The sequence below is a fragment of the Ideonella sp. genome, from assembly GCF_041287625.1.
Classification (GTDB): domain Bacteria; phylum Pseudomonadota; class Gammaproteobacteria; order Burkholderiales; family Burkholderiaceae_C; genus Ideonella.
Map to the genome: position 1 here is coordinate 86046 of NZ_JBGGNH010000071.1, position 25396 is coordinate 111441.

General features: G+C 66.7%; 25 protein-coding genes. 9 read left to right on the forward strand and 16 right to left on the reverse strand.

The window, feature by feature from the left end:
- Nucleotides 1–31: 31 nt before the first annotated feature.
- Nucleotides 32–460, forward strand: a complete 429-nt coding sequence (locus ACAH41_RS26695) for a VOC family protein (RefSeq protein WP_325649481.1) — start codon at nucleotides 32–34, stop codon at nucleotides 458–460.
- A gap of 24 nt (nucleotides 461–484) precedes the next feature.
- Here the strand turns inward: ACAH41_RS26695 and ACAH41_RS26700 are convergent, their stop codons facing one another.
- From ACAH41_RS26700 to ACAH41_RS26710, 3 genes are all read right to left on the reverse strand, one after another.
- The gene (locus tag ACAH41_RS26700) at nucleotides 485–2812 is read right to left on the reverse strand and encodes an EAL domain-containing protein (RefSeq protein ID WP_325649479.1); all 2328 of its coding nucleotides are present in this window, start codon (nucleotides 2810–2812) and stop codon (nucleotides 485–487) included.
- Nucleotides 2813–3046: 234 nt separating this feature from the next.
- Nucleotides 3047–3301, reverse strand: a complete 255-nt coding sequence (locus tag ACAH41_RS26705; protein ID WP_325649654.1) for an Arc family DNA-binding protein — start codon at nucleotides 3299–3301, stop codon at nucleotides 3047–3049.
- Nucleotides 3302–3380: 79 nt separating this feature from the next.
- Nucleotides 3381–3752 (reverse strand): type II toxin-antitoxin system RelE/ParE family toxin, encoded by a 372-nt coding sequence (locus tag ACAH41_RS26710; RefSeq protein WP_370538673.1) that lies wholly within the window; start codon nucleotides 3750–3752, stop codon nucleotides 3381–3383.
- A 79-nt stretch (nucleotides 3753–3831) separates the two neighbouring features.
- On the opposite strand from ACAH41_RS26710, the gene ACAH41_RS26715 reads away from it, so the two are divergent.
- Nucleotides 3832–4686 carry a DUF2971 domain-containing protein gene (locus ACAH41_RS26715; RefSeq protein WP_325649475.1) on the forward strand — a complete coding sequence of 285 codons (855 nt, stop codon included), beginning with the start codon at nucleotides 3832–3834 and terminating at the stop codon, nucleotides 4684–4686.
- Nucleotides 4687–4888: 202 nt separating this feature from the next.
- On the opposite strand, the gene ACAH41_RS26720 is transcribed toward ACAH41_RS26715, so the two are convergent.
- From ACAH41_RS26720 to ACAH41_RS26735, 4 genes are all read right to left on the reverse strand, one after another.
- Nucleotides 4889–6061, reverse strand: coding sequence for an ABC transporter permease (locus ACAH41_RS26720; protein WP_325649474.1), 1173 nt, complete (start codon nucleotides 6059–6061; stop codon nucleotides 4889–4891).
- 93 nt (nucleotides 6062–6154) lie between these two features.
- A complete protein-coding gene (locus ACAH41_RS26725; protein ID WP_325649472.1) occupies nucleotides 6155–7312 on the reverse strand; it encodes an FtsX-like permease family protein in 1158 nt (385 codons plus the stop codon).
- 10 nt (nucleotides 7313–7322) lie between these two features.
- Nucleotides 7323–8036 (reverse strand): ABC transporter ATP-binding protein, encoded by a 714-nt coding sequence (locus tag ACAH41_RS26730; protein ID WP_325649470.1) that lies wholly within the window; start codon nucleotides 8034–8036, stop codon nucleotides 7323–7325.
- A 2-nt stretch (nucleotides 8037–8038) separates the two neighbouring features.
- Nucleotides 8039–9373 carry an efflux RND transporter periplasmic adaptor subunit gene (locus ACAH41_RS26735; RefSeq protein WP_325649469.1) on the reverse strand — a complete coding sequence of 445 codons (1335 nt, stop codon included), beginning with the start codon at nucleotides 9371–9373 and terminating at the stop codon, nucleotides 8039–8041.
- Nucleotides 9374–9602: 229 nt separating this feature from the next.
- Between ACAH41_RS26735 and ACAH41_RS26740 the strand changes: the two genes are divergently transcribed.
- A complete protein-coding gene (locus ACAH41_RS26740; protein WP_325649467.1) occupies nucleotides 9603–10184 on the forward strand; it encodes a thioredoxin fold domain-containing protein in 582 nt (193 codons plus the stop codon).
- Between the two features lie 46 nt (nucleotides 10185–10230).
- Here the strand turns inward: ACAH41_RS26740 and ACAH41_RS26745 are convergent, their stop codons facing one another.
- From ACAH41_RS26745 to ACAH41_RS26760, 4 genes are all read right to left on the reverse strand, one after another.
- Nucleotides 10231–11544 carry a HipA domain-containing protein gene (locus tag ACAH41_RS26745; RefSeq protein ID WP_325649466.1) on the reverse strand — a complete coding sequence of 438 codons (1314 nt, stop codon included), beginning with the start codon at nucleotides 11542–11544 and terminating at the stop codon, nucleotides 10231–10233.
- A gap of 43 nt (nucleotides 11545–11587) precedes the next feature.
- Nucleotides 11588–11929 carry a helix-turn-helix transcriptional regulator gene (locus ACAH41_RS26750; RefSeq protein WP_325649465.1) on the reverse strand — a complete coding sequence of 114 codons (342 nt, stop codon included), beginning with the start codon at nucleotides 11927–11929 and terminating at the stop codon, nucleotides 11588–11590.
- Nucleotides 11930–12084: 155 nt separating this feature from the next.
- Nucleotides 12085–13272, reverse strand: coding sequence for a tRNA 2-thiouridine(34) synthase MnmA (locus ACAH41_RS26755; protein WP_325649464.1), 1188 nt, complete (start codon nucleotides 13270–13272; stop codon nucleotides 12085–12087).
- 33 nt (nucleotides 13273–13305) lie between these two features.
- The gene (locus ACAH41_RS26760) at nucleotides 13306–13806 is read right to left on the reverse strand and encodes an NUDIX hydrolase (RefSeq protein WP_325649463.1); all 501 of its coding nucleotides are present in this window, start codon (nucleotides 13804–13806) and stop codon (nucleotides 13306–13308) included.
- A gap of 196 nt (nucleotides 13807–14002) precedes the next feature.
- Between ACAH41_RS26760 and ACAH41_RS26765 the strand changes: the two genes are divergently transcribed.
- From ACAH41_RS26765 to ACAH41_RS26790, 6 genes are all read left to right on the forward strand, one after another.
- Nucleotides 14003–15133, forward strand: a complete 1131-nt coding sequence (locus ACAH41_RS26765) for a Re/Si-specific NAD(P)(+) transhydrogenase subunit alpha (protein WP_325649462.1) — start codon at nucleotides 14003–14005, stop codon at nucleotides 15131–15133.
- A gap of 21 nt (nucleotides 15134–15154) precedes the next feature.
- Nucleotides 15155–15472 (forward strand): NAD(P) transhydrogenase subunit alpha, encoded by a 318-nt coding sequence (locus ACAH41_RS26770; protein ID WP_325649461.1) that lies wholly within the window; start codon nucleotides 15155–15157, stop codon nucleotides 15470–15472.
- Nucleotides 15472–16923, forward strand: coding sequence for an NAD(P)(+) transhydrogenase (Re/Si-specific) subunit beta (locus ACAH41_RS26775; RefSeq protein ID WP_325649459.1), 1452 nt, complete (start codon nucleotides 15472–15474; stop codon nucleotides 16921–16923). Before ACAH41_RS26770 ends, ACAH41_RS26775 begins: the two co-directional genes overlap by 1 nt.
- A gap of 207 nt (nucleotides 16924–17130) precedes the next feature.
- Nucleotides 17131–18822, forward strand: coding sequence for a long-chain-fatty-acid--CoA ligase (locus ACAH41_RS26780; protein ID WP_325649652.1), 1692 nt, complete (start codon nucleotides 17131–17133; stop codon nucleotides 18820–18822).
- 62 nt (nucleotides 18823–18884) lie between these two features.
- Complete coding sequence (locus tag ACAH41_RS26785; RefSeq protein WP_325649457.1) at nucleotides 18885–19445, forward strand: hypothetical protein; 561 nt, start codon at nucleotides 18885–18887, stop codon at nucleotides 19443–19445.
- A 58-nt stretch (nucleotides 19446–19503) separates the two neighbouring features.
- Nucleotides 19504–20241, forward strand: a complete 738-nt coding sequence (locus tag ACAH41_RS26790; protein WP_325649455.1) for a 16S rRNA (uracil(1498)-N(3))-methyltransferase — start codon at nucleotides 19504–19506, stop codon at nucleotides 20239–20241.
- Here the strand turns inward: ACAH41_RS26790 and ACAH41_RS26795 are convergent.
- From ACAH41_RS26795 to ACAH41_RS26815, 5 genes are all read right to left on the reverse strand, one after another.
- Nucleotides 20238–21590 (reverse strand): THUMP domain-containing protein, encoded by a 1353-nt coding sequence (locus ACAH41_RS26795; protein ID WP_325649453.1) that lies wholly within the window; start codon nucleotides 21588–21590, stop codon nucleotides 20238–20240. The genes ACAH41_RS26790 and ACAH41_RS26795 overlap by 4 nt on opposite strands.
- On the reverse strand, nucleotides 21587–23101 hold the full coding sequence (locus ACAH41_RS26800; RefSeq protein ID WP_325649650.1) for an RNA polymerase factor sigma-54: 1515 nt from the start codon (nucleotides 23099–23101) through the stop codon (nucleotides 21587–21589). The genes ACAH41_RS26795 and ACAH41_RS26800 overlap by 4 nt, the downstream gene beginning before the upstream one ends.
- Nucleotides 23102–23168: 67 nt before the next feature.
- Nucleotides 23169–23984 carry an LPS export ABC transporter ATP-binding protein gene (gene lptB, locus ACAH41_RS26805; protein ID WP_325649451.1) on the reverse strand — a complete coding sequence of 272 codons (816 nt, stop codon included), beginning with the start codon at nucleotides 23982–23984 and terminating at the stop codon, nucleotides 23169–23171.
- Nucleotides 23981–24514 (reverse strand): lipopolysaccharide transport periplasmic protein LptA, encoded by a 534-nt coding sequence (lptA, locus tag ACAH41_RS26810; protein WP_370538674.1) that lies wholly within the window; start codon nucleotides 24512–24514, stop codon nucleotides 23981–23983. Before lptA ends, lptB begins: the two co-directional genes overlap by 4 nt.
- Before the next feature lie 225 nt (nucleotides 24515–24739).
- Nucleotides 24740–25375 carry a thiol:disulfide interchange protein DsbA/DsbL gene (locus ACAH41_RS26815; RefSeq protein ID WP_325649447.1) on the reverse strand — a complete coding sequence of 212 codons (636 nt, stop codon included), beginning with the start codon at nucleotides 25373–25375 and terminating at the stop codon, nucleotides 24740–24742.
- Between the last annotated feature and the right edge of the window lie 21 nt (nucleotides 25376–25396).

Below are 25396 nucleotides of genomic sequence, written 5' to 3' on the forward strand. Positions count from 1 at the left end.
CCTCAGGCCAGCCTGTTCAACCGGAACCGCGATGAACCAACGCCAATCCCCCTCGGCTGTCCGTTGCAGCAACGTGATCTACGCCAAGGACGCGCGACGCCTGGCCGAGTTCTACCGCCGGACGCTGGCGCTGGCCACGCTGGAGGCAACGCCAGCCTTTGTGCTGCTGGGCGACGACGCGATGGTGCTGACGATCGTGCAAGCGCCAGAAGCCATCGCTGCACAGATCACCATCGAAGACCCGCCGGTCCGCCGAGAGGACACGCCAATCAAGTGCTCGTTCCTGGTGGACGACCTGACCCGGGTGCGGGCCGAGGCGGCAGCCACTGGCGGTGGCACGCTGCCGCTGGCGCGTGCATGGGATTGGCAGGGGCAGCGGCATCTCGACGGACACGATCCTGAAGGCAACGTGCTGCAGTTTCGAGCGCTGCTTGCCGAGGCCGATGGCCCGCAGGCCTAATGCGCGGCTGCCCCGGCCGGCACCTCAATGCAGCTGCGCCGAGACCGGTGGCGACCTGAGCCACTCGCTGCGCAGCTGGACGAACTCGGCCAGCGTGCGGGGCTTGGAGACCAGGTAGCCCTGGACCTGCTCGCAGCCGGCCTGGCTCACCGCAGCCAGTTGCTGGGCCGATTCCACACCCTCGCAGACGGTGCTCATGCCCAGCGCGGTGGCCATCTGGGCGATGGTGCGCACGATGATGCGGGCGTCCTCGCGCAGCAGCACCTCGTTGACAAAGGCGCGGTCGATCTTCAGCGTGTCGAAGGGGAAGCGGCGCAGGTAGGCCAGCGAGGAATAGCCGGTGCCGAAATCGTCCAGCGCGATCTGCACGCCCAGTGCATGCAGCGCGTGCAGCTGGCTCAGGGCGCCTTGGGCATCGTCAATGAACACCGATTCGGTGATCTCCAGTTCCAGCATGCCGGGCGGCAGGCCGTGGTCTTCCAGCGCCTCGCGCACACTGGCGACGAAGCCGGTGCCCTGCAGCTGCAGTGCCGAGACATTGACCGACACGCGCAGCCCGGCCAGCGGGCCGGCGGCGGCCCGGCAGGCCTCACGCAGGCCCCACTGTCCGAGCGCGCCGATCAGGCCGCATTGCTCGGCCACCGGGATGAATTCCAGCGGCGAAATGGGTCCGAGCAGCGGATGGCGCCAGCGCATCAAGGCCTCGGCACCGGCGATGCGCCAGTCGCGGATGTGCACCTTGGGCTGCCAGTGCAGCGCCAGCTCGCCCTGCGCAATCGCCTGGCGCAGCCCGTGTTCGATGTCCAGCCGGCGCCGGCTGCGCTCGCCCAGCGCGTCGGAATAAACCGTGTGCCGGCCGCGGCCGGCAGCCTTGGCGTCGTAGAGCGCCGTGTCGGCCTGCACCAGCAGCTCGTCCACGCCGGCGACCGAGCCGTCCAGCAGCGCCACGCCCACGCTGGCACCGACCTGCTGGTGGCGGTCCTGCAGGTCGAAGGACTTGGCCAGCGCCTTGATCAGGCGCTCGGCCAGCGCGCTGGCGTCGGGCCGCTGGTCGGAATGCGCCATCAGCACCGCGAACTCGTCGCCGCCCAGCCGGGCGATCAGGTCGCCGGGGCGCAGGCAGGCACGCAGCCGCTCGGCCACCAGCTTCAGCAATTCGTCACCCGCGCTGTGGCCCAGGCTGTCGTTGACGGCCTTGAAGCGGTCCAGGTCAATGCTCAGCAAGGCCCCGCGGCGGCCCTCGCGCAGCTGCTCGGACAAGGCCTGCCGCAGCGTGAGCCGGTTGGCCAGGCCGGTCAGCGAATCGGTGCTGGCCAGCTCGCGCAGGCGGCGCTCGCCTTCGACCGTGTCGGTGGCATCGGCCATCACGCCGCGCCAGCCCTGCAGCCGGCCCTCTTCGTCCAGCAGGCCCTTGCCATTGAGCTTGAGGTGGCGCGGCCCGCCGGGCCCGTTGAGCGTGAGCGGCAGGTCGCGAAACGGCCGGCCTGCGTCCAGCGCCTGCTGCAGCGCCGCAGCCGCCAGCGGGCTGCGCCGGGCGATCAGGCTGACCAGCGGCTGCCGGCGGAATTCGGCCTCCGGCGCTTCCAGCAATTCGGCCAGGCGCGGCGAGGGGTGGCTCACGCAACCGTCCCGCCCGAACTCCCACAAGGCCTCGCCAGCATGCTGCTCGAAGTCCTGCAGCAGCACCGCCAGCAGCCGCTCGCGCTGCACCGCCTGGGCCTCGGCATGGAACTGCGCCGTGCCCTTGTGCCAGCTGAACAACGCGCCCAGCACCACGGTCGGCGTGTACAGCATCAGCAGCACCGCCACGCCGGCATACAGCGGATCACCCGCCAGCCACAGGGCCGAGGTCGAGGCGAACATGTAGATCGCGGCGTAGGCCATGCAGGCCCAGGGCAGGCTGGCCAGCACGAAGGTGCCGGCGCCCAGCATGCCGGTGACCAGCGTCGCCAGTGCCAGCTGCTGGGCCGTGCTGGCAGCCGGGAACCAGATCAACATGAACGCCCAGGCCCCCGACAGCAACGCGGCCTGCAAGGTGGCATGGTGCAGCGCGCGCCGCGAGGCCCGTTCCAGCACCTGGGCCCGCATGCGCCACCACCTGAACGCGGCCAGCCCCGACATCGCCAGGATGACCAGCCACCACAGCCACATGCCCGGCGGGATGGCGCCACGGAACACCCACAGCACCACCGAGGCACTGCCCACGTTGGCCACCATCGTGAACGGCGTGAGCCGCACCACCGCATTGAGCTGCGCCCCACGCAGGCGCGCCGCTTCGGTGCCGGTGGCGCCATAGAGCGCGGCCATGCCGTCGCACACGCTGCGGGGGGTGAAGGGGCGGGGGCTGGTCATGGCGCGGGTGCCGGAGTGTGGGTGCAACGCAGCAGGGCGGGGCGGCTGCCGGCGGCCTGGCCGGGTGACCCGGCCAATTCCATCACGACATCGTGGGATGGGAGCCAGGGGTTGACCCCTTTCAAGGGGACGCAGCGGCGACCGGTACTGCAGGCCGCTTCGTGCCGATGAACCTGCACCCGGAAGCTGGGTCGGTGCGCATGGGCTCCAACGCCACGTTGGTGTCCGGCGGGGTTATTCGAAGCTGGGCGGATTGGCTGGCGCCTTGTTGCGCACGTGATCGAAGACAGCGAACTCTTCGTCGGTCAGCCTCGCCTGTCGGCCGATGTCCGCGAGCAGTGAGCCGAGCTTGATCCGGCCCTCAGAGCCGACAGCGGACGCCAGGATCTCGCGCACTTCGGCTTCCATGCTGCGCCCGTGCTGCGCTGCGCGGGTTCGCAGGGCGCGATGCAGCTCATCGGAAATGTCGCGAACAGTCAGCCTGGCCATGGTTGTCACCTTGTTGCGTTTTCGGTGCATGCGCCTGCTTTCAACGGGCGTGTCGAACAGCGTGTCGGCGACCAGCCGCTCAGTGGTAGTCGCTTTCCCTCTGGTGCCGAATGGCACCGATGTGAACCCGACCCGAATCCATGATCTCGAAGAACACGACGTAGCCGGTGGCGCCGAACGGAATGATCAGTTCTCGGGCGAAGGGACTGGCGTCCGCCTTGCGGCAGCTGAACGGGCTGACGGCCAGGAATCGGCAGGCCTGGCGGATGGCCTCAATGGCCTTCATCGGGATGTCGAGATCGCCCGCAACGCTGTTCAGTTCACGCTCAAAGGCGTGGTCGAACAACCTTTCGAGATCCTCTTCTGCCTCGCGCGTACCGACACAGGATTTCCGGCTCCCAGCTGGCCAGGCTGGCGTACCCCGTGAACACGTACCCCTAACAACATCCATCTGCTAGATGGAGCCTAAAGATTTTAGGCATGGTCTGATATTCAGATGGCAGAATTACCTACCACTTAAGGAACGCCGCATGCCTGACATTCTTTATCATTACACATCGGTAGATGGTTTGCTAGGAATCTTGAGATCAGGAGAACTCTGGGCAACACATTTGGATTTCTTGAATGATTCATCTGAAGGGAAATATGCCCACGAGGTAATGTGGAGAATATTTAATACGGCTGTGGATATAGAACCCTGCTTAGATAGCGATGGGATTTCTTGCCTTCACCATTATCAAAGTTTTCTGGAAAATAAGGGCCCCTTAGATGCATCAAAGCAGATGGCTTTTACCGTATCATTAACCGAGGCAGGAGATTTACTGAGTCAATGGCGCGGCTATTGTCCGCCAGGCGGCGGAATTAGCATTGGATTGGACACAAAGTCATTAGCGGCGGCGGCGGCAGAGCAGCAATTTTCACTTGTGAAATGCGTATACCACGAACATGAGCAACGCGATTTGATTCAGAAATTCGTAGTTGACTTGGTTAATTCGTGCAAGATTTTGGACAGTCAGTCGCGGCAAACTGAGTTCGCCGCAGCCCACGCGGGCCTACTATCTATTGCACTACAGGTTAAACACCCGGCGTTTCAAGAAGAAAAGGAGTGGAGATTAGTAAAAACCATAAACACCCCCCGTGTCGCCTTGAGGGAAAGCGAAATGAATTACAGAGCAGCCAGAAATTTGCCTATCCCCTACCTAAAATTCAAGCTTCCCACTCGAAAGGTAAAATGGGAGAATTACGAGACATATGCACCGGCCGAAATACTCATAGGCCCTTGCCACCAGCCAGATTTGTCAGCCAAAGGAGTTGAATACGCGCTGCAAACTATTTGCAAATATCCAAGCCACATAATTATTAGCAAAATCCCTTTTAAGACTTAATCGCCACCCCGCAATCGGTGCACACCCTCCCTCTCTAAAACCGTATTTCGCCCAAGAAAGAGAATTCAGAAGCAATCATGTTGACAGAAAGCGATGCGCAGTTCTTGACTCAGGTCGTCTGAGGAAAGTCATAACTTTCAACGTGACTGTAAAAAAGCCCTCTCATTGGCAATCGAAGTACATACGCAAATCTTGGATTCGCTCAAGCCGCCCGCAAGCAATCCACGATCTTCAGCCGCGCCGCCCGCCAGGCCGGAATGAACCCGCCGATGAAGCCCATGAAGAGGGAGAAAACCAGCGTCTGCACGGCGATGGCGGGCGTGAGCTTGAACTGGAAGGCGAGTTCGGCGAAGGTCTGGAAGTTGGTGGTGCTGATGTTGACGGTTTGCATCAGGCTGGCGCCGGCCAGGCCGATGAGGCCGCCGACCAGGCTGAGCAGCAGGCTCTCAGCCAGGAAGGCGATGAGCACGGCGCCGCGGCGGAAGCCGAGGGCGCGCAGGGTGCCGATCTCGCCGGTGCGCTGGGCCACGGCGGCGAACATCGTGATCATGGCGCCGACGATGGCGCCGATGCTGAAGATGATGGACAGCGCCGTGCCGAGGATGCTGATGAACTTGGCCAGGGCTTCGCTCTGCTCTTCGTAGAAGCGGATCTCGGGCTTGAGCTCCACCATCACGCGTGGGTCGCCAGTGAGCTGGGACTGCACATGGGCCAGGCCACCGGCCGGGTCTGACAGGCGGAACAGCACGATGGAGAAGGCATTGCGGCGGAAGGCCTGCATCATCAGTTCGGCGTCGCCCCAGATCTCGCTGTCGAAGGCGGTGTGGTTGCCGTCCATCACGCCAACGATCTCCCAGTCGCGCCCGCCAAAGCGCAGGCGCTGGCCGAGTTGCGTGCCTTCGAAGCCGGTGGTGACGGCCTTGCCAACGACGATCTCTGCCGTGCCGGGCCGGAAGAAGCGGCCGGCCATCAGCTTGACCTGCGGACGCAGCGCCAGGCCGGTGGGTCCGGTGCCGCGCATGCTGACGTTGCTGGGCGTGCCGCTGCCGCGCTTGGGCAGCGAGTTCAGCACCACCATTTCCTTGCTGATCATGGGCTGGCCGTCCAGGCCGAGGGCCAGGTCCGGCAGCGTGGCCAGCAGGTTGGCCTGGGCCCGGTCCACGCCGCTGTTGATCTCGGCACCGGCGCCGCGGCGCAGCGCAATGACGTTGTCCGGCCGGCCGGTGGCGACCAACGTGGCGCGGATGCCTTCGCTCATCATCAACACCGTGGCGAAGGTGTAGACGACCAACGCCATGCCGCCGGCGGTGAGCAGCGTCGTGACCCTCCGAACCCACAAGTTTCGGGCGATGTAGCTCAGAGGTATCTGTTTCATGGCGCACCCGGCCGCGGCAAACCGCGACCACCCTCCGAGAGGGTGCTCAGGCCGCTTGGGGCGGCCCGGCGCTGGCCTGAGCGCTCGCGTTCTTCAGGCCACATGGCGCAGGCCCTGAACGATGTCGACCCGGCTCATGCGCCAGGCGGGCCAGGCGGCGGCGACCACGCCGACGATCAGCGCGGCGAGCATTTGCTGGCCCATGGTCAGCGCGGTGATCTCGAAGGCCGGCAGGAAGGAGCCGAGCACCTTGGCGATGGCATGCACCGCGGGGAAGGTGACGAGCACGCCCAGCAGGCCGCCGATGATGCAGATGACCAGGCTTTCGCCGAACAGCAGCTTGACGACAAAACCGGGCGAGAAGCCCAGGGCCTTGAGCGTGGCGTATTCGGCCAGGCGCTCGCGGGCGGTCATGGTCATGGTGTTGGCCATCACCGCCATGATGATGACGACGATGATGTAGCTGACGGCCTGGATCGCGGCGAGGATGGTTTCGCTCATCGAGACGAAGCTGAGCTGGAAGGCGGCTTCGGTTTCGGTGAGGGTTTCAGCGAGCGAGTTCTTGAACTCGGCGTCCACCGCGCGGCCAATGAGGGCGGCGTTTTGCGGCTGGTCAATGCCGAGGATGAAGGCGCCGGTGTTGTCGGCCCGCAGCGGCGCGCGCTTGCGGATGAACTCGTTGATGGTCTCGTAGTGGAACAGCATCTGGCCTTCGTCGGTCTTCTTCTCGGCGCCGTCCCAGATGCCGCGCAGCGTGAAGGTCCAGGTGCCGGGGTAGATGGTGCCGCGCAGGGGAATCTGGTCGCCGATCTTCCAGCCGTAGGTCTCGGCCAGCTTGCGGCCGACGATGGCGCCCTGCCTGTCCTTCAGGAAGGCGATCTTCTCTTCTTCCTTGAGCACGTATTCGGGATAGAGCTTCAGGTAGGTCTCGGCATGCACCGCGAACTGAGGGAAGAAGTTGCGCTCGCTCTGGTAGATGCCGCCGAACCAGTTGGCCCAGCTGATGGTCGTCACGCCGTCGATGGCCTTCATGCGCTGGGCATAGCTGATGGGCAGCGAGAAGGTCAGAGAGATCGCGCTGCGCGAGACCAGCCGCGTGCTGGAGCTGGCCTCCACGCCGGCATACCAGGCACCGATCAGCGTGCGCAGCAGGCCGAAGGCGCTGACGGCAACGACCAGGCCGACGATGGTCAGCGCGGTGCGCAGCTTGTGGCGGAAGGCGTTGCGCAGCAGCAGTTTGAGCAGGAACACTTGTCGACGCCTATTCAGTGACCTCATCGACCAGCACACCTTTTTCCAGGTGCACCATGCGCTGCGCGCGTGCGGCGGCTTTGGGGTCGTGCGTGACCATCACGATGGTCTTGCCGAGGTCGCGCACCAGCGCGTCCATCAGCGCCAGCACTTCGCCGCCTGTCGTGCGGTCCAGGTCGCCGGTGGGTTCGTCGGCGACGATCAGCGCCGGGTCGGTCACCAGCGCGCGGGCAATCGCCACGCGCTGCTGCTGGCCGCCGGAGAGTTCGTTGGGGTAGTGGTCGGCACGGTCGGTCAGGCCGACCATGTCCAGCACCGCGTCCACCCGCTCGCCGCGCTCGCGGGCCGAAAGCGAGGTGAGCAGCAGCGGCAGCTCGACGTTCTCGAACGCGGTGAGCACCGGCAGCAGGTTGTAGAACTGGAAGATGAAGCCGACGTTCGCGGCGCGCCAGTCGGCCAGCTCGCCTTCGCTGAGGGTGGCGATGTCCGCGCCGCCGATCTCGATGGTGCCGCTGCTGGGCTGGTCGATGCCGGCGATCAGGTTCAGCAGCGTGCTCTTGCCGGAGCCCGAAGGGCCCATCAGCGCGACGAATTCGCCGGCCGCCACGTCCAGGTGAATGTCCAGCAGCACCGGGATGGCCTGGCCGGCGCGCCGGTAGGCCTTGGACAGCGAGCGGATGCGGATCAGCGGCGCGGCGGCGGTCATGGTAGGGTCTGCGGCCATGCTCACTTCGCGCCCGGCGCCGCGGTGACCAGCTTGACCTTCTGGCCGGACTTCAGCTTCTCGGGCGGCGAGAGCACCAGCTTGTCGCCCGTCTTCAGCCCACTGCCACCCAGCTCGCGCAGCTCACCGAGCTGGCGGCCCGGCGTGACGGGGACGGCCTCGACCTGGCCGTCTTCACCAATGCGGAAGACGACCGGCTTGCCTTCGCGCTCGGCAATGGCCTTGGGGTTCACTGCCTGCAGCGGCTTCTGCTGCTCGGCCGTCACCGCCTGCGACAGGAAGGTGACCTTGGCGCTCATCTCGGGCAGCACGCGCGGGTCCAGCTGCTCGAAGCGGATCTTGGTCATCACCGTGGCCTTGGCGCGGTCCACCGTGGGCACGATGCGGGCCACGCTGCCGCGAAAACGCACGTCGGGAATGGCGTCCAGCGTGATCTCGACCGGCTGCTCGGCCTTGACCTTGGCGACGCTGGACTCGGACACGTCGGCCTCGACCTCCAGCGTGCCCATGTCGGCCATGGTGACCACCGCGGCGAGGCTGCCGGAGGCGTTGGAGAACGGCGTGATGAGGTCGCCCACGTTGGCGTTCTTGACCAGCACCACGCCGTCGAACGGGGCGCGGATGTCGGTGGACTCGCGGTTGACCTGCTGCACCTGGACCTGCGCGCGGGCCTGGCCGATGGCGGCGCGGGCGGTTTCCACGCCAGCGCGCGCGGCTGCGGTGCTGGCTTGCGCGGCACGGGCCCTGGTGAGCGCGGCGTCGACCGCCTGGGTGGACACGAAGTGTTGCCCGGCCAGGCCTTGCACGCGCCTGAGGTCGTCTTCCGCATTGGCCTGCTGGACCTGGGCCAGCGTGAACGAGGCTTCGGCCTGCCTCTGCGCGGCCTCGGCCTGGCGCACGCCCGCGTCGGCCGCGCCGAGGCTGGCGAGCACGTCGCTGGCGTCCACCCGGGCGATCAGGTCGCCCTTCTTCAGCAGGCTGCCCTCCCGCACGTTGAGCTCCACCAGCCGGCCGGTGGCTTTGGAGGCGACCGCGGCACGGCGCTGGGCCACCACATAGCCGGAGGCCGCCAGCTGCTGGTACTGCTGCGAGCCATAGGCCGTCTGCACCGGGGTGGACTGCACTTCGGCCCGGCGCGGCACCAGCAGGAACCAGAACACACCGGCCGCCACGATGACGGCCACCGCAGCGGGCCAGCGCCGCCGCCGACGCCGGCCCGCAGCGGGCCCGCCACGCTGGATCTTCAGCCCCGCGAGCCGGGCCGCGGCGGGCGCGGGCGGGGCTGCGGTGGCTGAGCCTGTGGGGTCGTTCGGCAGCGGGGCTTGAGCATCGGCCATGGAACGGGCAGCATGCGCTGCGTCAGCCAGGAGGCGGAACTGCGAGCATGCCATGGCGATGGGAGCGCCAAAGTCGCGCCGCCGCCGCCCGCACCGTTCGTCGGTCGAACGCAGCCGCCCGGCGGCGGGTCGGCCAAAGCCTGCGGATAATCGTTGAAACCAAATCTGGTAGCGGCGGTCCCAGCCGCGGCAGCGTGCCATTTCCATCCGTTTTCCCAAGGACATCGCAGTGAACCGTCGACACTTCGCCCTCAAGACCTCGAGCATGCTGCTGGCCGCCGGCCTGGCCGCCTGCAGCGAAAAACCGGCCCAGGCCGCGGCGCCCTCGGCCACCAAGCTCAACCCGCAGCAGGCCTACGAGCTGTCGGTCAAGGCCCAGGGTTTTACCGTCGGCCCGGTGATGGCAGCCAACACGGTCTACGTCTACTTCGACACCACCTGCCCGCACTGCGGCCACCTGTGGGAACAGTCCAAGCCGCTGCACGGCAAGCTGAAGATGGTCTGGATCCCGGTGCCCTACCTGCGCCCGCAGTCGCTCACGCAGGGCGCCACCATCCTCGCCGCCACCGACCCGGTCGCCGCGATGGAGCTGAACGAAACCCGGCTGATGGCGCGCCAGGGCGGCATCGAAGTGAACCCCAACGCCGGCGACGCCGTGCTCGCCAAGCTCAAGGCCAACATGGCCTTGTTCGATCAAATGGGCGTGGACAGCGTCCCGCTGATCGTCTTCCGCAACAGCAAGACCGGCGAATACGGCAGCCAGACCGGCGCGCTGGAAACGGCGCAGCTGGCGGGCATGGTGGGGCTGTAAAGCGGCAAGGGCTGACGCTTGCTGAAACCGGCCCGCGTTTCGCGGGTCAAGGCAGCAGCTTGCGCAAGCCTGGGGTGGAGACGTCGTCGATGTGGCGAAACGCCGGGGCGATCTTGTTCTGCTCCAGGTCCGAGACGCCCGAGGACTCGAAGGCGACGCGCCACTCGCGGGTTGCGCGCCACACCTCGGCCATCAATTCACCTGCCCGGGCCTGTGACAGCGTGAACCTGGCATGCGACGCGAGCGCGTTGTCCAGCGTGGCAAGGCGGCCTTGCGGGCCAACGCCGAGGTGCAGGAAGCGCTCGGTCGCGAGGCTGGCGCGTGGCAGCACGTCGTACAGCGGACTGAGCCGCCAGCCCGGCAGCCGTGGGTCCCAGACAAAGCCATGGTTGCGCAGGTGATCGTCGTCGTTGCTGACGAGGATGTTGTAGACCATGCGCTTGAAAAGTTCCTCGTTGTCCTGGCGAATCACGCTGGGGTGGCAGTGGCGCCGCACCGCCTCGGCCAGGTCGACATAGGCCTTGGTGCGTGACTCGGTTTCGTCGCAAGCCAGCATGGTGAGCCCACTGACGAAGGCCATGCGATGTTCGGCTCGGTCTTCGCCGGGAGTCGTTGCCAGGAGGTCGTCTTCGGCATCCACGGCAGTACCCGGCGCGGCCCAGAAACGGTCGAAGCGACGGATCAGCATGATGCGGCGCTGGCCCAGCATCAGCGTCCGCACCGGGGGCACATTCAGTCCTGCGGCACCTGCCAATTGCAGGGCGGCGCATTCGATGCCGGGCACGTCGAAGCTGTCGTGCGTGCTGGCGAATTTGGCCAGCCAGAGCACACCCGCTTCGTCTCGCACGGAAGCCTTGGGCCGCGCGCCGCCAAGCGCTGTACCGGCCATGAAGATGGCTTCCAGGTGTGCGGGCACGGGCTGCCCTTCCTCGATGCGATCAGCCGCCTCCAGCAAGTGCGCCAGCGTGTGCCATCCGCCAACCCCTGCGGCCGGGCCCTGATCGAGGCCATTGCGAATGTCCAGCGCACCGACCCGCTCGCTGCCGGCATGCAGCAGGTACTGCGACTCGGGCAGGCTGTTGGCCGGCACCTTGAGCTTGGCCTCGATCACGCGGCGGCCCCATGCGTCGGGCGCGGCATCCCGGATGCCGCCGAAAAACGGCAGGCTCCGAACCGGCAGCAATTGCTTGCCTTGCACCGCTGCCCGGTCCGAAATGCTCAGGCTCACCGGGTCGACTTCCTGCGCATCGACACGCTTGAGGTAGTTCAGTCCATAGGCGAAGCGGGACGCCAGCAGACGGTCGCCCTCCTCGGTCAGCAGCAGTTGACCGCACGGCGCCCAGGCGGCACCCAGGTGCATGAAGGCCGTGAGTCTGGATTCGCGCGCCGCCATCGCCTGGGGCTCAGAAGTTCAGCGCGTCCAGTTCGGCAGCGCTCAGGTCGCGCACGCGCTTGGAGCGCTCGCGCACCTGTAACGCGGCCAGCGCGGGGTCGGCTTCGGTCAGCAGGTCCGCCAGCGTGCTGCCGGGGGCAATGGCTTCCAGGTAGCGAAGCACCTGGCCGATGGCAAGGCCTGGATCCCCTTTTTCGAGCCGGTAGACGGTGTTGCGAGACAAACCAGCGCGCAATGCGGCGTCGGTCTGCTTGACCTTACGCGCCAGCCTCAGACGGGCCAAACGCTGCCCGAGTTCGGCACTTTGGGCCAACTGGCGTTCCGACAAGACGGTGGATTGGGCGACTTTCATGATCGTTAAACCGAGCATTATAGAAGCAACCCTCGATTTGACGAACATCATAGTGAACTGGCGGCTTTTTTCGCCAGATTGCTCGTTAAATCGAACTGTGCGCCATTAAAGCTCGATTTAACGAGCATATCCATCGAGACAGGCCACAAACCGGATCAACCCGCCACCAACTCCGCGCTCGCAATCACCCCGCCCCCCAGACAAACCTCGCCGTCATACAGCACGGCCGACTGGCCCGGGGTGACGGCCCATTGGGCGTCGCTGAAGTTCAGCGCGAAGCCGGTGCCGGCGCCTTCTGCCAGCGTGCAGGCGGCATCCGCCTGGCGGTAGCGGGCCTTGGCGCCGATCTGGCCGGCAGTGGGCGCGGTGCCGGCGACCCAGCTGGTGTCGTCGGCCACCAGGCTGCGGTATTGCAGCCAGGGGTGCTCGTGGCCTTGCACGACGTAGAGCGTGTTGCGCTCGATGTCTTTTCGGGCGACGTACCAGGGCAGGTGCTCGCTGGTCGCGGGCTTCTTTTTATCCTTGACACCACCAATGCCCAGGCCCTGGCGCTGGCCCAGCGTGTAGAAGCTCAGGCCCACGTGTTCGCCGAGCTGGCGGCCACGGTCGTCCAGGATGGGACCGGGCGCGTGGTTCAGGTAGCGGTTCAGGAACTCGCGGAACGGGCGCTCGCCAATGAAGCAGATGCCGGTGGAGTCCTTCTTCTTGGCGTTCGGCAGGCCGATCTCCTCGGCCAGGCGGCGCACCTCGGTCTTGGGCAGTTCGCCGACAGGGAACAGCGTCTTGGACAGCTGGGCCTGGTTCAGCCGGTGCAGGAAGTAGCTCTGGTCCTTCAGCGGATCCAGGCCCTTCAGGAGCTGAAATCGTGGAGCCCCCACGTCGCTGCGCTCCTGCCCCCCGAGGGGGCGCAAGCCGACTTGGGACGGCCCTGCGGCGGCTTGGCCATTGACCTCGCGAACCCGCGCGTAATGCCCGGTGGCGATCTTCTCGGCGCCCAGGCGCATCGCATGGTCCAGGAAAGCCTTGAACTTGATCTCGGCGTTGCAGAGCACGTCGGGGTTGGGAGTGCGGCCGGCCTGGTACTCGCGCAGGAATTCGGCGAAGACACGGTCCTTGTAGTCGGCGGCGAAGTTGACGTGCTCGATCTCGATGCCCAGCACGTCGGCCACGGCGGCAGCGTCGACGAAGTCGATGTTGGACGAGCAGTATTCACTGTCGTCATCGTCTTCCCAGTTTTTCATGAAGATGCCGACGACCTCGTGGCCCTGCTGCTTCAGCAGCCAGGCGGAGACCGCGGAATCGACGCCGCCGGACAGGCCGACGACCACACGTTGTGGCGTCATATTTCGCATTGTAAAAAGACCGAACGGTCGTGCTTATTTGTGCAGCAATGGCCCCAGCCGCCGCACGCTTTCATGGGTGACCAGCGTGTCCATCGAAAAGCGCCGGCCGGCGGCGTGTTCCTCGATGCACTGCAGCACCAGCGGGCTGCGGTGGCGGGCGGCGCTGCCGCGCACTTCCTCAAGCGTCAGCCAGAGGGTGCGGACGACGGGTTCGTCCAGCACGCGGCCTGGCTCGGGCTCGCCTACCGCGCCGCAAAAAGCAAAGCGCAGGTAATGGATGTCTTCGCCGGTCCGGGCATGCACCAGGCGCGCCAGGTAGATGCCCACCAATGCCTGGGGCACGAAGGGGCAGGCGGTCTCTTCCAGGGCTTCGCGGGCGACCGCTTCGGCCAGCGATTCGCCGGGCTCCAGGTGGCCGGCGGGGTTGTTCAGCTGCAGGCCTTGCGAGGTGCGTTCCTCGACCAGCAGGTAGCGGCCTTCACGCTCGATGATGGCGGCCACGGTGACGCTTGGTTTCCAGCGGTCTTCAGGCATGGCGCGATGGTATCCGGCAGCTCCGCGGCACGTGCGGCAGCGGGTTCTAGGGGGCCTCCGGGCGGGCGCGCGACACCGGCGTTTTTCACATGTCGGTGCCCATGCTTATCTCCTGTAAGCTGGATGTCAGAGCAAGCAGTGCGCCGGCCCACACCGGTTGCTGCGCAGATTCCGGGGCGTTGGAGAGGAGAGATCCATGCTGATTGGTGTACCGCTTGAGACAGCAGCGGGGGAGACGCGCGTCGCCGTGACGCCCGAGACGGCGAAGAAGTTCGTGGCCCAGGGGCACGCGGTGAATGTGCAGTCCGGCGCGGGCCTGGCTGCCAGCGTGACGGACGCGGCGTATGAAGCGGCCGGCGCCACCATCGTCGACCGCAATGCCGCCTTCGGCGCCGAGCTGGTGCTGAAGGTGCAGCGGCCCTCCAGCGAGGAGCTGGGGCTGATGAAGCCGGGCGCTGCACTCGTTGGCATGCTGAACCCCTTTGACAAGGCCGGGCTGGCGCAGATCGCCGCCGCGGGCGTGACCAGCTTCGCGCTGGAAGCCGCGCCGCGCACGACACGTGCGCAAAGCATGGACGTGCTGTCCTCGCAGGCGAACATCGCCGGCTACAAGGCCGTGATGATGGCGGCCAACCAGTACCAGCGCTTTTTCCCGATGCTGATGACGGCGGCAGGCACCGTGAAGGCCGCGCGCGTCGTGATCCTCGGCGTGGGCGTGGCCGGGCTGCAGGCGATTGCCACGGCCAAGCGGCTGGGCGCGGTGATCGAGGCATCCGACGTGCGGCCTTCGGTGAAAGAGCAGGTCGAGTCGCTGGGCGCGAAGTTCATCGACGTGGCCTACGAGACGGCCGAGGAGAAGGACGCGGCGGTCGGCGTGGGCGGTTATGCCAAGCCGATGCCGCCTTCGTGGCTGACGCGCCAGCAGGTCGAAGTGGCCAAACGCGTGGCGGCGGCAGACGTGGTGATCTCGACCGCGCTGATCCCCGGCCGCGCCGCGCCGGTGCTGATCACCGAGGAGATGGTCAAGGCCATGAAGCCGGGTTCGGTGATCGTCGACATCGCGGCCGGCAAGGGCCCGAACGGCATCGATGGCAACTGCCCGCTGACGGAAGCCGGCAAGACCGTGATGAAGCACGGTGTGACGATCATCGGCGAGACCAACCTGCCGGCGCTGGTGGCGGCCGATGCGAGCGCGCTCTACGCCCGCAACGTGCTGGACTTCCTGAAGCTGGTGCTGACCAAGGAGGCGGGCTTCCAGGTGCCGCTGGACGACGACATCGTCGCCGCGTGCCTGATGACCCAGAACGGCGAAGTCAAAAAAGCCTGAGCGGCCTGCGAGGAGAACACCATGGACGTCATTTCCCCCACCCTCACCAACCTGATCATCTTCGTGCTGGCCATCTATGTTGGCTACCACGTGGTCTGGACCGTGACCCCCGCTTTGCACACACCGCTGATGGCGGTGACCAACGCGATCTCGGCCATCGTCATCGTCGGCGCGATGCTGGCTGCGGCGCTCACTGAAACGCCGGCCGGCAAGGCCATGGGCGTGCTGGCGGTGACGCTGGCCGCCGTCAACGTCTTCGGCGGCTTCCTGGTCACGCGGCGCATGCTGGAGATGTTCAAGAAGAAAGAGCGCAAGACGCCGGCGAAGGAGGGTGCGTGATGAGCATGAACTTGGTGACATTGCTGTACCTCATTGCGAGCGTCTGCTTCATCCAGGCCTTGAAGGGCCTGAGCCATCCCACCACGTCGATCCGCGGCAACCTGTTCGGCATGAGCGGCATGGCCATCGCGGTGCTGACCACCGCGGCGCTGATCTTCAAGCTGGCGGGCGATGCCGGGCTGTCGGCCACCGCCGGCCTGGGCTGGGTGCTGCTGGGCCTGGTGGTCGGCGGCAGCGCCGGCTCCCTCATGGCCAAGCGGGTCGAGATGACCAAGATGCCGGAGCTGGTGGCCTTCATGCACAGCATGATCGGCCTGGCGGCGGTGTTCATCGCAGCCACCGTCGTTGCCGAGCCATACGCCTTCCGCATCGTTGCCAAGGCGGCCGACGGCACGGTGCCGCCGATCCCTGGCGGCAACCGCATCGAGCTGGCGCTGGGGGCCTTCATTGGCGCGGTGACCTTCTCGGGCTCGGTGATCGCCTTTGGCAAGCTCAGCGGCAAGTACAAGTTCCGCCTGTTCCAGGGCGCGCCGGTGACCTTTGCCGGCCAGCACTGGCTGAACCTGGCGTTGGGCCTGGCCTCGCTGTTTTTCATGTTCGGCTTCTGGCACTCGCAGAGCACGATGGACTTCGCGCTGATCTGCGCGCTGGGCATCCTGATGGGTGTGCTGATCATCATCCCGATTGGCGGCGCCGACATGCCGGTGGTCGTCTCGATGCTCAACAGCTATTCGGGCTGGGCGGCGGCCGGCATCGGCTTCTCGCTGGACAACTCGATGCTGATCATTGCCGGCTCGCTGGTGGGCAGCTCGGGCGCGATCCTGAGCTACATCATGTGCAAGGCGATGAACCGCTCGTTCTTCAACGTGATCCTGGGCGGCTTCGGGGGTGACGCCACTGCGGCCGTGGCCGGCAGCGCGGTGCAGCGCAGCGTGAAGAGCGGCAGCGCCGACGACGCGGCCTTTGTGCTGGGCAATGCCGAGACGGTGGTGATCGTGCCGGGTTACGGCCTGGCAGTGGCGCGCGCGCAGCATGCCGTGAAGGAACTGGCCGCGAAGCTGACCGAAAAAGGCATCACGGTGAAGTACGCGATCCACCCGGTGGCCGGGCGCATGCCAGGCCACATGAACGTGCTGCTGGCCGAAGCCGAAGTGCCGTACGACCAGGTCTTCGAGATGGAAGACATCAACGGCGAGTTCGGCCAGGCCGACGTGGCCATCATCCTGGGCGCCAACGACGTGGTGAACCCCGCGGCGCTGACCAAGGGCTCGCCGATCTACGGCATGCCCATCCTGGAGGCCTACAAGGCCAAGACCATCATCGTCAACAAGCGCTCGATGGCAGCCGGCTACGCCGGGCTGGACAATGAGCTGTTCTACATGGACAAGACGATGATGGTGTTCGGCGATGCGAAGAAGGTCGTCGAAGACATGGTGAAGGCCATCGAGTAGACCCGGCCGCTCACCTCAACGGCCGGGCATTGCCCGGCTTTTTGCTGACCGGGCCGCGCAGTGCGCACAGCACTTGCAAGCCAGGACAGGCATTTGCCAAGACCCGCGGGCAAGCCCCGGCCCGCGTGTTCTCCTGCGCTATCGAATCCACCGATGTTGCAGCGCAGCGGCGCAGGACAAAATGAGGGGTTGGACATGGAGTTCTGGATGGAAAAAGTCTGGTTGAAGCAATATCCCGCGGGCGTGCCGGCCGAGGTGAAGACGGATGTCTATCCTTCGCTGGTGGCGCTGCTGGAAGAGAGCTTCCAGAAATACAGCCGCTTGCCCGCCTACAAATTCATGGGCAAAAGCTACAGCTTCTTCCAGATCGACGAGCTCTCGCGTGCCTTTGCGGCCTACCTGCAGGCCAGCGGCCTGCAGCGTGGCGACCGCGTCGCGGTGATGATGCCCAATGTGCCGCAGTACCCGGTCGTGGTGGCCGGCATCCTGCGGGCCGGCATGGTGGTGGTCAACGTCAACCCGCTCTACACGCCGCGCGAGCTGGAGCACCAGCTGAAGGACTCGGGCGCCAAGGGCCTGATCATCCTGGAGAACTTCGCCCACACCTACCAGGCCGTGCAGGCCGCCGTGCCGATCCAGCACGTGATCTTGGCTGCAATGGGCGACACGCTGGGCTTCCTGAAAGGCGCCATCGTCAACTACGTGGTGCGCAAGGCCAAGAAGCTGGTGCCGGCATTCGAACTGCCCAAGGCGCTGCGCTTCAACGAGGCGATTGCCGCCGGCCGCAACCAGACCTTCACCGCGCCGGCCGTCGGGCCGGACGACATCGCGGTGCTGCAGTACACCGGCGGCACCACGGGCATCAGCAAGGGCGCGGTGCTGCTGCACCGCAACCTGGTGGCCAATGTGCTGCAGTCCGAAGCCTGGTACCAGCCCGCGCTCGGCAAGGTGCCGGCCGGCGAGCAGCTCGTCACCATCTGCGCGCTGCCGCTCTATCACATCTTCGGCTTCAACACGAACATGATGCTGGGCCTGCGCATGGGAGGCTGCGGCATCCTGCTGGCCAACCCGCGCGACCTGCCCAGCGTGCTCAAGGAGCTGTCGAACGAACGCTTCCACAGCTTCCCGGCGGTCAACACCCTCTTCAACGCGCTGGCCAACCACCCGGACTTCGACAAGGTGGACTGGAGCCACCTGAAGATCTCGGTGGGCGGTGGCATGGCGGTGCAGCAGGCGACCGCACGGCTGTGGCTGGAGAAGACCGGCTGCCCGATCTGCGAAGGCTACGGCCTGTCGGAAACCTCGCCGGTGGCCTCGTGCAACCCGGTGGACGTGACGGCCTACACCGGCACCATCGGCCTGCCGGTGCCCAACACCGAACTGGCGCTGCTGGACGATGACGGCAACACGGTGCCCAGCGGCCAGGCCGGCGAGATCGCGATCCGCGGCCCGCAGGTCATGGCCGGCTACTGGCAGCGGCCGGACGAAACCGCCAAGGTCATGACAGCCGACGGCTTCTTCCGCACCGGCGACGTGGGCGTGATGGACGAGCGCGGCTACTTCCGCATCGTCGACCGCAAGAAGGACATGATCCTGGTCTCGGGTTTCAACGTCTACCCGAACGAGATCGAAGACGTGATCACCCAGATGGCCGGCGTGCTGGAGTGCGCGGCGGTCGGCGTGCCGGACGAGAAAGCCGGCGAGGCGGTGAAGGTCGTGATCGTGAAAAAAGACCCGGCCTTGACCGAAGCCGACGTGCGCCACTGGTGCGAAGCGAATTTGACCGGTTACAAACGGCCACGTGTGATTGAATTCCGCACAGATCTGCCGAAGACTCCGGTAGGCAAGGTGCTGCGCCGCGAATTGCGCGACAAGCCCACGCCAGCCACAGCCCGCTGAGACGGGCAAAGGCTGTCCACAACGTCGTTGGGCGGGCCCCGGGGCCCGCAGCAGGTCCCGTGATGAGCATTCACTATGTGAAGACCCCTGCCGGTCTGGCTGAGATCCAGGCCAAGACGGCCAGCCTCAGCCGGCCGGTGCGCAACCTGCTGCTCGTGATCAACGACAGCAAGCCTGACAGCTACTGGCTGCAGGCCGTCAACGGCGTGAGCGAGGCCGACCTGGCGCAGCTGCTGGCCGCAGGCTTCATCGCGTCTTCGGGCCACCCCGGCGCAGCCCCCCCGCCAGCGGCCACCGCATCGGCCAAGGCCGCTGCCTCATCCATCCCTGCCGCGGTGGCAAGTGCCGAAGCAGCGGGCGACGACGACAACGCCAGCGCCTTCTGGGCCCGCGTGATGCAAGCCATCCAGGACGCCACCTACACCGGCCTCTATGACGTGCTGACCTCGCAGGGCAAGACCCAGCTGGGCCTGATGCGCGGCTACCGCTTCGTGCTGGAAGTCGAAAAGTGCAGCGGCCTGCCGGAACTGCAAACCCTGGCGCAACGCTTTGCCGAACAGCTGCGCGACGACCACGGCATGGCGGCCGTCAAACGTTTCTACGGCGCGCTGCGCAGCGCCTGAGGCACCAGGCCACCGACCGGTCCGGCAGGACGCCAGCAAGCTGCGGCAAACTGTCGCCATGGCCGTTCTCCGTCTCTACCTTGATGTCCCGCTCGCCGAACACGCCGAGCTGACCCTGCCACCCGAAGCCTCGCGCCATGTGCAGGTGCTGCGCCTGCAGCCGGGCGACCCGCTGGTCGTCTTCAACGGCCAGGGCGGCGAATGGGCCGCCGAAGTCACCCGCATGGGCCGGCACGACGTGGACCTGCGCGTGGGCGCGCACGACCCGGCGCAGCGCGAGCTGACGCGCCGCGTGACGCTGGCCATCGGCATGCCGGCCAACGAGCGCATGGACGCGCTGATCGAAAAAGCCACCGAGCTGGGCGCGGTGGCCATTCAGCCGCTGCAATGCGCCCGCTCGGTGCTCAAGCTCAGCGGCGAGCGCGCCGACAAGCGCCGCGCGCACTGGCAAGGCGTGGCCCAGGCGGCGGCCGAACAAAGCGGCCGCACCGTCGTGCCCCAGGTCGAACCCATTCGCACGCTGGACAGTTGGCTGGGCAGCCTGCCCGCGACGCTGGTTGATGATTCGCAGCGCCTGCTGCTGAGCTTCACCGAAGACGCCCGCACGCCGCGTTCGCTGGCCGAGACCGACGCAAGCGTCACGTCGCTGTGCCTGCTCAGCGGCCCCGAAGGCGGGCTGGACGAGCGCGAAGAAGCACTGGCGCGCAGCCGCGGCTTCGTGACGCAAAGCCTGGGCGCGCGCGTGCTGCGGGCGGACACCGCGCCGCTGGCGGCGCTGAGCTTGCTCGGGCTTTAAGCCTCGGGCGAGGCGTCCTGCCGTGCCGAGCCGGCCACCATGTCGAAGCGGAACATGCGGCATTCGATCGGACCGTTCCACATCGGCACGCGGCGGCTTTCCTTCAGGCGCAGCAGGCTGGGCAGCTTGGCTTCGGGTGTGAGCACCCAGGCGGTCCAGCCGCTGTAGTGGGCCTTCCAGTGGGCGGCCAGTCGGCGGTAGAAGTCGCTGGCATCGGCTGCGCCTTCGAAGGCTTCGCCCTGGATCATCGCCGGCTCGGCGCGGCTGTTCGCGCCGGCCTGGTAGACGTGGCTCTGACCCTGGCCCTTGGGGGCGATGCGCTCGCCGTAGGGCGGGTTCATCAGCAGCGTGCCGTGATCGGCCGGGGCGGGGCGCTGCAGCGCATCGGCGGTCTTGAACTCGATGGCATGGGTGACACCGGCGCGCTCGGCATTGCGGGTGGCGAAGTCGGTCATGCGGAAGGAGACGTCGCCGGTCCAGATCGGCACGCGCGGCGCATGCACCAGCGACTGGGCCTCTTCGCGCAGATGGCGCAGCATGTTCAGGTGCTCGCGGAACGGCAGCAGCTTCTCGAAGGCGAAGCGGCGCAGCATGCCGGGCGCGATGCCGCAGGCGATCTGCGCGGCTTCGATGGCGATGGTGCCGGCGCCGCAGCACGGGTCCAGCAGGCCGCCGTCTTCCTCGCGGCCTTGCCAGCCAGCGGCCGCCAGCATGGACGCGGCCAGCGTTTCCTTCAGTGGGGCCTCGCCCTTTGCTTCGCGCCAGCCGCGCTTGAACAGCGCTTCGCCGGAAAGGTCCACGCTCAAGCTGGCCTGCTCGGGGCCGACGTGCAGCACCAGCGCCAGGTCCGGGAAGCGGGTGTCCACGCTGGGGCGTTCGCCGGTCAGCTCGCGCAGCTGGTCGCAGACGGCGTCCTTGATGCGCAGCGACGCGAAGTTCAGGCTTTGCAGCGGTGAGCGCCAGGCCGAGGCGTCCACCCGCAGGGTTTCACGCGGCGTGATCCAGGCGTCCCAGCGCACGCTGCGCGCCAGGTCGTAGAGGTCGTGCTCGTCCCGGTACGGGCCGGCCGCCACCTGCCACAGCACGCGCTGGGCCAGCCGGCTGCCGATGTTGAGCCGCATCGCGTGCTCGGGGCCGCCGTCCACGTAGACACCGCCGCGGCCGGCTTCGACCACGGTGCCGGCCGGCAGCAGCCGCTGGCATTCTTCGACCAGCCAAGGCTCGGTGCCGGCGGAACAGGGCAGGAACAACTGGGCAATGGCAGAGACGGTGGGCCGCGGCGCGCCAGTGCCGGCGCGCACCACGCGGCGCGGAGCGCCGGGTGATGCCGAAGGAGGATTCGGGTTCATAGCGCCTTGCGCAGGTTGGCGGGTGCGATCTTCAGCGCTTCGCGGTACTTGGCGACGGTGCGCCGCGCGACCTGGATGCCCTGTTCTTCCAGCATGTCGGCGATCTGGCTGTCCGACAAGGGCTTGACGGTGCTTTCGGCGGCGACGAACTGCTTGATCAGCGCGCGCACCGCCGTGCTGGAGGCATTGCCGCCGGCATCGGTGTTCAGCGACGAGCCGAAGAAGTACTTCAGCTCGAAGGTGCCGGTGGGCGTGGACATGTACTTGGCGGTGGTCACGCGCGAGATGGTGGACTCGTGCAGTCCGAGTTCGTCGGCGATCTCGCGCAGCACCAGCGGCTTCATCGCGATCTCGCCATGGGTGAAGAAGTTCTTCTGCCGCTCGACGATGGCCTGGCTGACGCGCAGGATGGTGTCGAAGCGCTGCTGGATGTTGCGGATGAACCAGCGCGCTTCCTGCAGCCGGGCCGACAGGTTGCCGCCGCCGCGCTGGCCACGGATGGCCTGGGCGTAGAGATCGGACACGCGCAGCTTGGGCATCACGTCGGGGTTCAGCGAGGCCTTCCAGTTGCGGCCGGACTTCACGACGATGACGTCCGGGATCACGATCAAGGCCTCGGCCTTGGAGAACGGGCGGCCGGGCTTGGGCTCGCAGGCGACGATCAGGCCTTGCGCCAGCTTGACCGTGGCTTCGTCGAAGCCGGTCGCCGCGGCCAGCTTTTTCATGTCGCGCCGCGCCAGAAGTTCCAGCTGATCCCGGCAGATGGCCAGCGCGCAGTCGCGCGCGGCGCAGGCCGGGCGTTGGCGCAGCTGCAGCGCCAGGCATTCGGAGAGGTTGCGCGCGCCCACGCCGGTAGGCTCCATGCTCTGCAGCCAGTGCAGGCCGCAGCGCAGCTGGTCCAGCAGGTTTTCGCGCTGTTCCTCGTCGCTCATCTCCAGCGAATCGGCCAGGCGCTCGACGATGTCTTCCAGCGTGCCGTCGAGGTAACCGTCTTCGTCCAGCGATTCGATCAAGACCATCACCGCGGCGGCGTCGGTCGGCGACAGGCGCATGCCCGAGAGCTGCACGCGCAGGTGGTCCTGCAGCGACGGGCCGCTGCCACCACGCTCCTGCGGCTCGAAATCCTCGTCGCCGCCGCTGCTGGAGGTGCCGGCCGAAGGCGTCTCGCGGATGCCGTCGAAGTCGTCGCGTTCGGTGCCGTTTTCCCAGTCGTCGCGCTCGGTGGTGCCGAAGTCGGCACTGTCCATCGCGGCCGGCTCGTCGCCGCCTTCGCCGACGGTCGCACCGGCCGAGTCGCTTTCTTCCTTCTGCGCGGTGGTGCCACGCTCGGCCGGGCCGAATTCAAACGGGTTGGCGTCTTCCTCGGGTTCGAGGAAGGGGTTCTGTTCGAGCATCTGCTCGACTTCCTGGTGCAGCTCCAGCGTGGAGAGCTGCAACAGGCGGATGGACTGCTGCAGCTGCGGCGTGAGCGCCAGGTGCTGCGACAGGCGGACCTGCAGGGTGGGCTTCATCATGCCTCCCCTCGAATCATTGCCATGCGGGCTGCGGCGCCCGCGTACTGCCAAACTGCCCGCATCGTCACATCCGGAAGTGTTCGCCGAGGTACACGCGGCGCACGTCCGGGTTCTCGATGATTTGGGCGGGAGTGCCTTCGGCGAGCACGTCGCCTTGGCTGATGATGTAGGCGCGGTCGCAGATGCCCAGCGTCTCGCGCACGTTGTGGTCGGTGATCAACACGCCAATGCCGCGCGCCTTCAGGAAACTGATGATGCGCTGGATCTCGATCACCGCGATCGGGTCCACACCGGCAAACGGTTCATCCAGCAGGATGAAGCGCGGCTGGGTGGCCAGCGCGCGGGCAATCTCGACCCGCCGCCGCTCGCCGCCGGACAGCGCGGGGGCCGGCGATTCGCGCAGGCTGGTCAGGCTCAGGTCGGCCAGCAAGGTGTCGAGCTGCTGCTGGATCACATCATCCTTTAGCGCCTTGCCCTTGGCGTCGACCTGCAGCTCCAGCACCGCGCGGATGTTCTCGTCGACGGTCAGCTTGCGGAAGATCGAGGCCTCCTGCGGCAGGTAGGACAGGCCCAGCCGCGCGCGATGGTGGATCGGCAGGCGCTCGATGGGCACGTCGTCGATCAGGATGCGGCCGGCATCGCAGCGCACCAGGCCGACGACCATGTAGAACGTGGTGGTCTTGCCGGCACCGTTCGGGCCCAGCAGGCCGACGACCTCGCCAGCGGCAACCGACAGGTGCACGTTCTTGACGACGGTGCGCGCACCGTAGGTCTTGCGCAGGCCGGAGGCGACCAGGCGGCAGGCGGTCACCGGCGGCGTCAGGGGCGGCGCCGGCGGCGTGATGGTTTCCGCGGTCGCGATGGGGGTCAGTTCACTCATGGCGCAGCCCCGCTGGCCGGTGCCGAAGCCGGCTGCGGCGAGAAGATCATGCGCACGCGGCCTTGCTCCAGGCCTGGTGTTGCGGTGCCGCCGCCGGCCAGCACCACCGTGTCGGCGCGCTGGTCATAGACGATGGTGGAGGCGTTGGCACGGTCGGCCACCTCGGTGCCGCGCAGGCTGCGCAGCTGGGCATTGCCGATGAAGTGCACCTTCTCGGCCGCGCCGTCGTATTCGATGCGCTCGGCCTGGCCTTCGACGTACTGGTCCGCCACATCGCGCTTCTGGCGGAAGCTGGCCGCGCCGCCGGCTGGCGCAAACGCCACGGCAGTGAAGACGCCGGGCTGCGGCTCGCGAACCTCGACCCGCTCAGCCTTGATCAGCAGCGTGCCCTGGGCGATGGTGACATTGCCAACGATGACCGTGAGCTTCTTCGCCAGGTCGACCGAGGCGGCCTGTTTGCCGTCACTCTCGACCACCATGGGCTTGTTGCGGTCGGCCTTCTCGGCCAACGCGGCTTGCCAGGGAAGCATGGCAGCAGCCAGCGCCAGGGTGGGCAGCAGGCGGCGCGACAGATGAACGGGGGATGGCGAAATACGTACGTGCATGGATTTCGGCATGAAACTTGCAGGCCATTCTATGCCTCAGTTGCGCGCCGAAACTGGCTTCATCCCATCATTTCGTGCGGACTTGCGCACGGGGCTTGCAACCCTGCGCCGGGCGCGCTACGCGCAGGAACCGGCGCGCCTGGCCCGGCGTCAGCCCTGCTTGCGGGCCGTCGCAATCAACGCGTCCAGCACGTTGAACACGCGGGTCTCGCTGCCCACCATCGCTGGCGAGGTGGTGTAGCGGCCTTGCACGCCGAGCGTCGGCACGCCGTCCACATGGTAGGCGGCGGTCAATTGCCTGGCCTGGGGCAGCTTGCCAGCCACCGAAAACGAGTTCATGAAGGACACCAGCTTGGCGCCATCCAGGCCGACGCTGCTGGCCCAGCTGAGCACTTCACTGTCCTGGCCCAGGCGCTGGTGGGCGACGTGGATCGCCGCGAACACCTTGCTGTGGTACTGCGCCTCCACGCCCATGGCTTCCAGCGCGTAGAACAGTTTCAGGTGATACGCATGCACCGGCGTGAAGCCGACGTGGATGCGGCGGAAGGACACGTCCGGCGGCAGCTTGGCCAGCCACTGGTTGAGGTAGGGCTCCAGCGCATTGCAGTGCGGGCAGCCGTACCAGAAGAACTCCACCACCTCGACCTTGCCGGCACTTGTCACCGGCACCGGCGGCGACAGCTTCTGGTAGTCCTTGCCCTCGACCGGGGCGCCCTGAGCATGGGCAGCACCCAGCGTGGCCAGGCCAGCGACCGCCACCGAAAAATCTCGCCGATTCAAGCTCATGCCAACAGTCCTCGCAGAGGA